Genomic DNA, 8,186 nt, shown 5'->3' with positions numbered 1-8,186 from the left:
AAGTTCACACGTTTACACGTTCACCCTTTAACCATCTAACCGTTTTAACAACAAATACGACATAAGGCGGAAATCAGGTGGGATTAAAACTAGCGTAATCTATTGAAAAGTAATGGTACGCCCTACAGGATTCGAACCTGTGACCTACGGCTTAGAAGGCCGGTGCTCTATCCAACTGAGCTAAGGGCGCATGGGGAACAGGGTCGGATTATACGGCGCGAAGCCGTCGAGTCAACGATTTTACTCAGCCGATGAGTCTGTTGCTGCACTATTGAACAGCCAGCGCCGAATCTGTGCCTGACAGCGGCGCGCGCTTCTGCCAGAATAGGCGCCAACCCCCGTTTCAACTTAACACAGATGGATCCTCTCTCTGATGGCAGCAAAGATTATTGACGGTAAAACGATTGCGCAGCAGGTGCGCCTTGAGGTTGCAGAAAAAGTGCAGCAGCGTCTGGCCGCAGGTAAACGCGCGCCAGGTCTGGCGGTCGTCCTGGTAGGTGAGAACCCGGCTTCGCAAATTTACGTGGGCAGCAAGCGTCGCGCCTGTGAAGAGGTCGGCTTTATCTCCCGCTCTTACGATTTGCCTGCTTCCACCAGCGAAGCGGAGCTGTTAGCGCTGATTGATAAGCTGAATGACGATGGCGACATTGACGGCATCCTGGTGCAGCTGCCGCTGCCGGCAGGCATCGATAACGTTAAGGTGTTGGAACGCATCTCGCCGTCGAAAGATGTGGATGGCTTTCATCCCTATAACGTTGGTCGCCTGTGCCAGCGCGCGCCTAAGCTGCGTACCTGTACGCCGCGCGGCATCGTGACGCTGCTGGAACGTTACAATATTGATACCTTTGGTCTGAATGCAGTGGTGGTTGGCGCTTCCAATATCGTTGGTCGCCCAATGAGCATGGAGCTGCTACTGGCTGGCTGCACGACCACGGTAACTCACCGGTTCACTAAAAATCTGCGTCATCACGTTGAGCATGCCGATCTGCTGGTGGTTGCCGTAGGGAAGCCAGGCTTTATCCCTGGTGACTGGATCAAGCCTGGCGCGATCGTGATTGACGTGGGCATCAACCGTCTGGAAAGCGGTAAAGTGGTTGGTGACGTAGATTTTGCTGCAGCTTCCGAGCGGGCAGCTTATATTACGCCGGTTCCAGGCGGTGTTGGCCCGATGACCGTGGCAACGCTGATTCAGAATACCCTGCAAGCCTGCGAAGAATTTCATGATGGAGCAGTAAAATAATGGCCACTTTTTCTCTGGGTAAACATGCCCACGTCGATTTATGCGATTTGCTGAAGCTGGAAGGCTGGGTGGAAAGCGGCGGCGCAGCCAAAGACGTTATCGCCGATGGCCGGGTCACGGTTGATGGTAAAACAGAAACCCGTAAACGCTGTAAAATCGTTGCGGGCCAAACCGTTAACTTTGACGGCAACAGCATCACTGTCGTTGAGTAAAACCGGATACAGGCTGCCCTTTGCAGGCTGAAACGTCAGTGAATAAAGGGGCAGATGCCGGTGCGGAAAGAATTCAGGAGCCGATTGGCTCCTGAATTTTTAGCTTATTTGCGACGCCAGCTGGTTCCCTGCGGGCCGTCCTCCAGTACAATTCCCATTCCGACCAGCTTGTCACGCGCGAGATCGGCCTGGGCCCAGTTTTTCTCTTTACGGGCATCCAGACGCATTTTGATTAGCGCTTCGATCTCGGCCACCTCATCGTCACCGCCCTGTGCGCCGCTTTGCAGGAAGACTTCAGGATCCTGTTCCAGCAGGCCCAGCACGCCAGCCAGCTGACGCAATTTTGCCGCCAGTCCGTTTGCCGCTGCACCGCCTTCCGTTTTCAGGCGGTTAATGTCGCGCGCCATATCAAAAAGCACGGAGTAGGCTTCCGGCGTGTTGAAGTCGTCGTCCATGGCTTCACGGAAACGGGCCTCGAAAGCTTCCCCACCCACCGCTTCGGCAAGGGGATCTGTATTACGCAGCGCGGTATAAAGCCTTTCCAACGCCGCGCGAGCCTGTTTCAGGTTGTCTTCGCCGTAATTTAACTGGCTGCGATAGTGACCCGACATCAGGAAATAGCGCACGGTCTCGGCATCGAAATAGCCCAGCACATCGCGTACGGTAAAGAAGTTGTTTAGCGATTTGGACATCTTTTCGCGGTCAACCATCACCATGCCGGAGTGCATCCAGTAGTTAACGTAAGGACCGTCGTGCGCGCAGGTAGACTGGGCGATTTCATTTTCATGGTGTGGGAACATCAGGTCGGCCCCGCCGCCATGAATATCAAAGTGCTCGCCCAGCTGCTTGCAGTTCATAGCCGAACATTCAATATGCCAGCCCGGACGTCCCTCGCCCCACGGCGAATGCCAGCCTGGCTCATTAGCTTTGGACATTTTCCACAGCACAAAGTCCATCGGATTACGTTTCACATCGGCGGCCACCTCAACGCGCGCGCCCGCCAGGAGCTGTTCCAAATCCTGGCGTGACAGCAGGCCGTAATCCGTATCGCTGGCCACAGAGAACATGACGTCGCCGTTGCTGGCGACGTAGGCATGGTCGCGCTCGATAAGCTTGCTGACCATTTCAATGATGTCGGCGATATGGTGAGTCGCGCGAGGTTCCAAATCCGGCGGCAGGATATTCAGCGCGGTGAAGTCAGCATGCATTTCCCCGATCATGCGATCGGTCAGCACATCGATAGTTTCACCGTTCTCCTGAGCACGCTTGATGATCTTGTCATCAATATCGGTAATATTGCGCACATACTTCAGCGAGTAACCGAGATAGCGCAGATAACGGGCGACCACATCGAAAGCAATAAAAGTGCGCCCGTGACCAATGTGACACAGGTCATAGACGGTGATGCCGCACACGTACATGCCAATTTGACCGGCATGAATAGGTTTAAATTCCTCTTTTTGACGACTCAGGGTATTAAAAATCTTTAGCATTGAGACATTCCGTTTTTAACGTGTGCGATCGTGATAGTGACAGGGATATTCTGACGTATTGTTAACGCAAGCGCCATGCAAAGCAAGGTTCGGCACGCTTCCCTTTATGCGGCGGTGCTGACTCGTCATCACATTTTGTGATATAAGAGCCCTCTATTTTATCGCCTGTCAGCCTGACGATCCCGCTGACAGCAGCTAAATCCACCCCTTCAACCTTTACAGGATGAGAATATGGTCACTTTCCAGACTAACCATGGCGATATCGTTATCAACACCTTTGACGACAAAGCGCCTGAAACTGTTAAAAACTTCCTGGATTACTGCCGTGAAGGTTTTTACGACAACACCATTTTCCACCGTGTCATCAACGGCTTCATGATCCAGGGCGGCGGTTTCGAGCCTGGCATGCAGCAGAAAGCCACCAAAGCGGAAATCCGTAACGAAGCCAGCAACGGCCTGAAGAACACCAAAGGCACGCTGGCAATGGCCCGTACCCAGGCTCCGCACTCCGCAACGGCGCAGTTCTTTATTAACGTGGCGGACAACGACTTCCTGAACTTCCGTGACGAAAGCCTGCAGGGCTGGGGCTACTGCGTCTTCGCTGAAGTTGTGGAAGGCATGGATGTGGTAGAGAAAATCAAAGCCGTTTCCACCGGCCGCAGCGGTATGCATCAGGACGTGCCAAAAGAAGACGTTGTGATCCAGAAAGTCACCGTTAGCGAATAATGTCGCACACGCTGTTTATCGCAGATTTACATCTGTGTGAAGAAGAACCGGCAATCACTGCCGGTTTTCTTGCTTTTTTGCGGCGCGACGCGCGCCAGGCCGACGCGCTGTACATTCTTGGCGACCTGTTTGAAGCCTGGATCGGCGATGACGATCCCAACCCGCTTCATGCAACAGTCGCCGCCGCGCTGGATGAATTACGGCTGGCGGGCGTTCCCTGCTTCTTTATTCACGGCAACCGCGATTTTCTGCTGGGTCAACGATTCGCAAAATCATGCGGTATGCAGCTGCTGCCAGAAGTGCAACGGCTGGAACTGTATGGTCAGCCGCTGTTGATTATGCATGGCGATACGCTGTGTACCGATGACGAAGGTTATCAACGCTTTCGCCGCAAGGTTCATCAGCGCTGGCTGCAAAAGCTCTTTCTGGCGCTGCCGCTGGTTCTGCGCCAACGTATCGCTGGAAAAATGCGGGCCAGCAGTAAACAGGCTAACCGCAGCAAAACGCTGGCGATTATGGACGTCAATGCCCGGGCAGTGAGTCAGACAATGAGCCGTTATCAGGTTCAGTCTCTTATCCACGGGCATACGCATCGACCCGCCATTCATTCGCTCACCGTTAATGGTCTGCCCGCTGAACGTGCCGTGCTGGGTGCCTGGCATACGGAAGGATCGATGATTCGCGTGACGATGGCCGGCACAGAGCTGATCGCTTTTCCGCTGTAAATTGCCCCGTACTGCCATTAACCGAGGCGTGCTCTTTTTAAGCCCGCCTGATAAAAGAACGTCTTACCCATCTTTCCTGACCTTCGGCACTGACAGCAGCCTTACGCAGTAAAGGCTGACCTGCTGGGCCGCTTTCCCCTCGTCCGTGACGCGATTGAACCGACGCAACCGTTTTCCTGCCCGGTGAGTCATGGTATTCTCTCAGCCCTTCCTGTCTGGCTGACCGACCAGCTTCCAGACACTGCTTGTATAATCACAGGAGTCGCACCCGCATGTCTTCTACTGCCGCACCAGCCCGCATCGCCATTGTAATGGGGTCCAAAAGTGACTGGGCAACCCTGCACTTTGCCGCGGACATTCTTACCAGCCTGGCTGTCCCTTTTCATTGTGAGGTGGTTTCAGCGCACCGGACGCCGGACAAGCTGTTCAGCTTTGCCGAACAGGCCGCAGAGAACGGCATCCAGGTTATTATCGCTGGCGCTGGCGGCGCGGCGCACCTGCCCGGGATGCTGGCAGCGAAAACCCTGGTGCCCGTGCTGGGCGTACCCGTTCAGAGCGCGGCGCTAAGCGGCGTTGACAGCCTTTACTCCATCGTCCAGATGCCACGCGGTATTCCGGTCGGCACGCTGGCTATCGGTAAAGCAGGCGCAGCCAATGCGGCACTGCTGGCTGCGCAAATTCTGGCGCTGCACGATGGGGAACTAAGCCAGCGCCTGGCGGCCTGGCGTCAAAGCCAGACTGATGAAGTCCTGAACAATCCGGATCCGCGGGAGGAAGCATGAAACCGGTCTGCGTATTAGGCAATGGTCAGCTGGGGCGGATGCTGCGCCAGGCTGGCGAACCGCTGGGGATAGCCGTTTATCCTGTCGGACCGGATGCGGAACCGGAAGCCCTGCCGATCCAACAAAGCGTGATCACGGCCGAGATCGAGCGCTGGCCGGAGACGGCCCTGACGCGCGAACTCTCGCACCATCATGCCTTTGTAAACCGCGATATTTTTCCGCTGCTGGCCGATCGCCTGACGCAGAAACAGCTGTTGGATCGGCTGAACCTGGCAACCGCGCCCTGGCAGCTGCTGAGCGAGGCTGCGCAGTGGCCCGAGGTATTCGACAGACTGGGCGAACTGGCTATCGTTAAGCGCCGTACGGGCGGCTACGATGGCCGCGGCCAGTGGCGTGTGAGGCAGGATGATGCGGCTTCCCTGCCGGCAGATTGCTACGGCGAATGCATTGTGGAACAGGGCATTAATTTTTCTGGCGAAGTCTCTCTGGTAGGCGCTCGTGCTCATGATGGCAGCACGGTTTTCTATCCTCTGACCCACAACCTGCATCAGGACGGTATTTTACGCGCCAGCGTGGCGTTGCCGACGCCGGATGCAGAGCGTCAACGGCAGGCTGAAAGGATGCTGGCCGCTATTATGCACGAGCTGAACTATGTGGGCGTGATGGCAATGGAGTGCTTCGTCGTGCCGGAAGGGCTGCTGATTAACGAGCTGGCGCCTCGCGTGCATAATAGCGGCCACTGGACACAGGATGGCGCGTCTATCAGTCAGTTTGAACTGCATCTGCGCGCGATCCTGAACCTGCCTTTACCTGCACCTGTGGTCAACACTCCATCGGTTATGATTAACCTGATTGGTACAAAAGTTAACCTTGCCTGGCTGGCACAACCGTTGGTTCGGCTGCACTGGTATGAAAAAGAGGTGCGTCCGGGACGTAAGGTGGGTCACCTGAACCTGTGTGATACCAGCCACGTCTCGCTTCAGCAGGCTTTGACCGCGCTGGCACAGGATTTACCTGCCGATTATGCCGCCGGCATCGCCTGGTCTGTGGCCCATCTGAAAAAAGACAGTGCTTAACTGTACTTAAGTATGGCTATTAATTTGCTGGCGAAAACCGTATTGTAGTCGCGTACAAAACAATAAATACATAATACTATTAAGTAATTAGAAATTTTTTTGCCAACACCAAGGGAACCATTCTCAGATTTTCTTAACAAACACGTAAATTTTGCTTCATAATCTACGTGTTCAGGGTCTGGTTTGGTTCTCCTCCCTCGCTTCACTCATCAAATTGTGCCCTTGCTTCACCCCCCTGTTTCTTCAGCTCCCGGAAAAAGCTACTATGATTTTCAGCTCTGCAGGACAAGCTGAACATTATTCCGCCATTTACTTTAGCGCCACTTATCGACAACAACCTGTTCAGGCAGGGTGCAACGTTAGGTCTGGCTTTAAAAACATGGTAAAGTCGGCTATTGACGATGGAAGCCCCACTTTCTCAGGGAGATAATTACATGTCTAAATCATTTTTTAGTAATCAGGTTATCAATGCCTCAATAAAAGATTACCTTGAGAGGAAACTGACACAATTCAGTAACGTTAAGTACGCCTATGCGATTATGAGTAAACGCAACCCTGCCGATTTTTCCATAATTTCTAACCGGCCGGAATGGTTTCAGGTGTATGTTGAAAACAACTTTCAGTTTATTGACCCTGTTCTGATCACGGCGCTTTACCGTGTTTCGCCCTTCTCATGGGATGAAAACATTATGCTGAATAAAGGCGTCAAGGTTCCCAAGCTCTTTGATATGGCACGCAACCACAATATCATCAATGGTTTTACCTTTGTTCTTCACGATCATAATAATAATCTCGTGGTACTTTCCATCATGTTGGATGAGCATTGTGACGATAACATTGAAGAATTGATCCAGACAAACAAAAGTAAATTACAAATGCTGCTGGTCAGCGCGCATCAAAAGCTGACCGAACTGTATCAGGAGCAGGCAAGAAAAACCGATTTTGATGAGATGAACACCCGGGAAATCTTCTCTAAAAGAGAAAATGAGATTATTTACTGGGCCAGTGTGGGGAAATCTTACCAGGAAATTGCGTTGATTCTGGGTATCAAGCTCACCACGGTTAAGTACCATATTGGTAACGCAGTAAGAAAGCTAGGCGTCACCAATATGAAACACGCGATCAGATTGAGCATTGAGCTACAGCTAATCAGACCGGTGCTGGCTGACGGGGAATGAGAGCGGCCAGGTATCCAGGGTCATATTTAGCGCCGGTACTTTGGCGTTAACCAGATTAATTAATATACGCTGATTATCGTCATCAACAGGCATAAAGATCAGGAATATTTTTTCTTTTTTCTCGGAAAGACTTTGTGCCTTTACAGAAATCTGCCAACCAGAACGTTTAAAAATGAGATACATAGGGTGGCTGACGATAGCGTATATACCGTCATATTTATAATGTCGGGCGTAATTGATCATTGACAAAAAAAGCAGTGCACTAACAGGCTTTTCACGCAATTTTAACGTATTCATGCGCTCTTTATCGATAAAAAGGCGGCTGGCCTCTACGTAGTTTCCTTCAGGAAGCGTAAAATCGCTAAACCATGACCGAAACGTGCCGGTAATCATATTGGGATATTGGGTTTCTATAAAGCGAAGGCTACAAACGCAGGTATCCTTGTGGACGCCAAAAACATAGGTGGTCTGATCGTTATCATACTCATCGAATTCCATTTCATTCTTGCTGCTGACCATCCAGTTAAGCCTGTCCTTAAACACTCTTTTTCTTAAACTAAATAGTTCTGTCGACTTCACTTCAGAGAGATGACGATATTTTATATCCAGCAGATCCAACATTTCAGCTATTTCCCTATTCCACTATCTACGTTATTTATGACCTTTACCAAAGCCCGCAGTAAAGCAAAACCGGTCAGGCAGAACGATTCGAAGGTTCCCGGGCACCTCAGAATACGAAAGAAAATAAATGATA

Annotated in this window: 9 protein-coding genes and 1 tRNA gene; 7 read left to right on the top strand and 3 right to left on the bottom strand. The window is 52.1% G+C overall.

Features of this window, described 5'->3' with window-relative positions; all coding sequences use genetic code 11:
* Window positions 1-113 precede the first annotated feature (113 nt).
* Window positions 114-190: transfer RNA gene (locus RTK32_RS15430), tRNA-Arg, on the bottom strand.
* Between the two features lie 183 nt (window positions 191-373).
* Between RTK32_RS15430 and folD the strand changes: the two genes are divergently transcribed.
* Complete coding sequence (folD, locus tag RTK32_RS15425) at window positions 374-1,240, top strand: bifunctional methylenetetrahydrofolate dehydrogenase/methenyltetrahydrofolate cyclohydrolase FolD (protein ID WP_312045508.1); 867 nt, start codon at window positions 374-376, stop codon at window positions 1,238-1,240.
* Window positions 1,240-1,452 carry a ribosome-associated protein YbcJ gene (gene ybcJ, locus RTK32_RS15420; RefSeq protein ID WP_312045506.1) on the top strand — a complete coding sequence of 71 codons (213 nt, stop codon included), beginning with the start codon at window positions 1,240-1,242 and terminating at the stop codon, window positions 1,450-1,452. Before folD ends, ybcJ begins: the two co-directional genes overlap by 1 nt.
* 104 nt (window positions 1,453-1,556) lie before the next feature.
* Here the strand turns inward: ybcJ and cysS are convergent, their stop codons facing one another.
* Entirely contained in the window at window positions 1,557-2,945 is a 1,389-nt protein-coding gene (gene cysS, locus RTK32_RS15415) for a cysteine--tRNA ligase (protein WP_312045504.1), read from the bottom strand.
* A 231-nt stretch (window positions 2,946-3,176) separates the two neighbouring features.
* Between cysS and ppiB the strand changes: the two genes are divergently transcribed.
* The 5 genes from ppiB to RTK32_RS15390 all read left to right on the top strand — a co-directional run bounded on the left by ppiB (window position 3,177) and on the right by RTK32_RS15390 (window position 7,432).
* Window positions 3,177-3,671 (top strand): peptidylprolyl isomerase B, encoded by a 495-nt coding sequence (gene ppiB, locus RTK32_RS15410; protein WP_312045502.1) that lies wholly within the window; start codon window positions 3,177-3,179, stop codon window positions 3,669-3,671.
* Window positions 3,671-4,396 carry a UDP-2,3-diacylglucosamine diphosphatase gene (gene lpxH, locus RTK32_RS15405; RefSeq protein WP_312045501.1) on the top strand — a complete coding sequence of 242 codons (726 nt, stop codon included), beginning with the start codon at window positions 3,671-3,673 and terminating at the stop codon, window positions 4,394-4,396. Before ppiB ends, lpxH begins: the two co-directional genes overlap by 1 nt.
* A gap of 272 nt (window positions 4,397-4,668) precedes the next feature.
* On the top strand, window positions 4,669-5,178 hold the full coding sequence (gene purE / locus RTK32_RS15400; RefSeq protein ID WP_312045499.1) for a 5-(carboxyamino)imidazole ribonucleotide mutase: 510 nt from the start codon (window positions 4,669-4,671) through the stop codon (window positions 5,176-5,178).
* A complete protein-coding gene (purK, locus tag RTK32_RS15395) occupies window positions 5,175-6,254 on the top strand; it encodes a 5-(carboxyamino)imidazole ribonucleotide synthase (protein ID WP_312045497.1) in 1,080 nt (359 codons plus the stop codon). Before purE ends, purK begins: the two co-directional genes overlap by 4 nt.
* A gap of 434 nt (window positions 6,255-6,688) precedes the next feature.
* The gene (locus tag RTK32_RS15390) at window positions 6,689-7,432 is read left to right on the top strand and encodes a LuxR family transcriptional regulator (RefSeq protein ID WP_312045495.1); all 744 of its coding nucleotides are present in this window, start codon (window positions 6,689-6,691) and stop codon (window positions 7,430-7,432) included.
* Here RTK32_RS15390 and RTK32_RS15385 read toward each other — a convergent pair.
* On the bottom strand, window positions 7,400-8,053 hold the full coding sequence (locus RTK32_RS15385) for an acyl-homoserine-lactone synthase (RefSeq protein ID WP_312045493.1): 654 nt from the start codon (window positions 8,051-8,053) through the stop codon (window positions 7,400-7,402). The two genes, RTK32_RS15390 and RTK32_RS15385, sit on opposite strands and share 33 nt — an antisense overlap.
* Window positions 8,054-8,186 lie beyond the last annotated feature (133 nt).

Origin of the sequence: Erwinia sp., assembly GCF_031978025.1 — a bacterium.
Taxonomy (GTDB): domain Bacteria; phylum Pseudomonadota; class Gammaproteobacteria; order Enterobacterales; family Enterobacteriaceae; genus Erwinia.
Note: the sequence above shows the minus strand (reverse complement) of the source record. Positions and strands in the feature narration are given on the sequence as shown.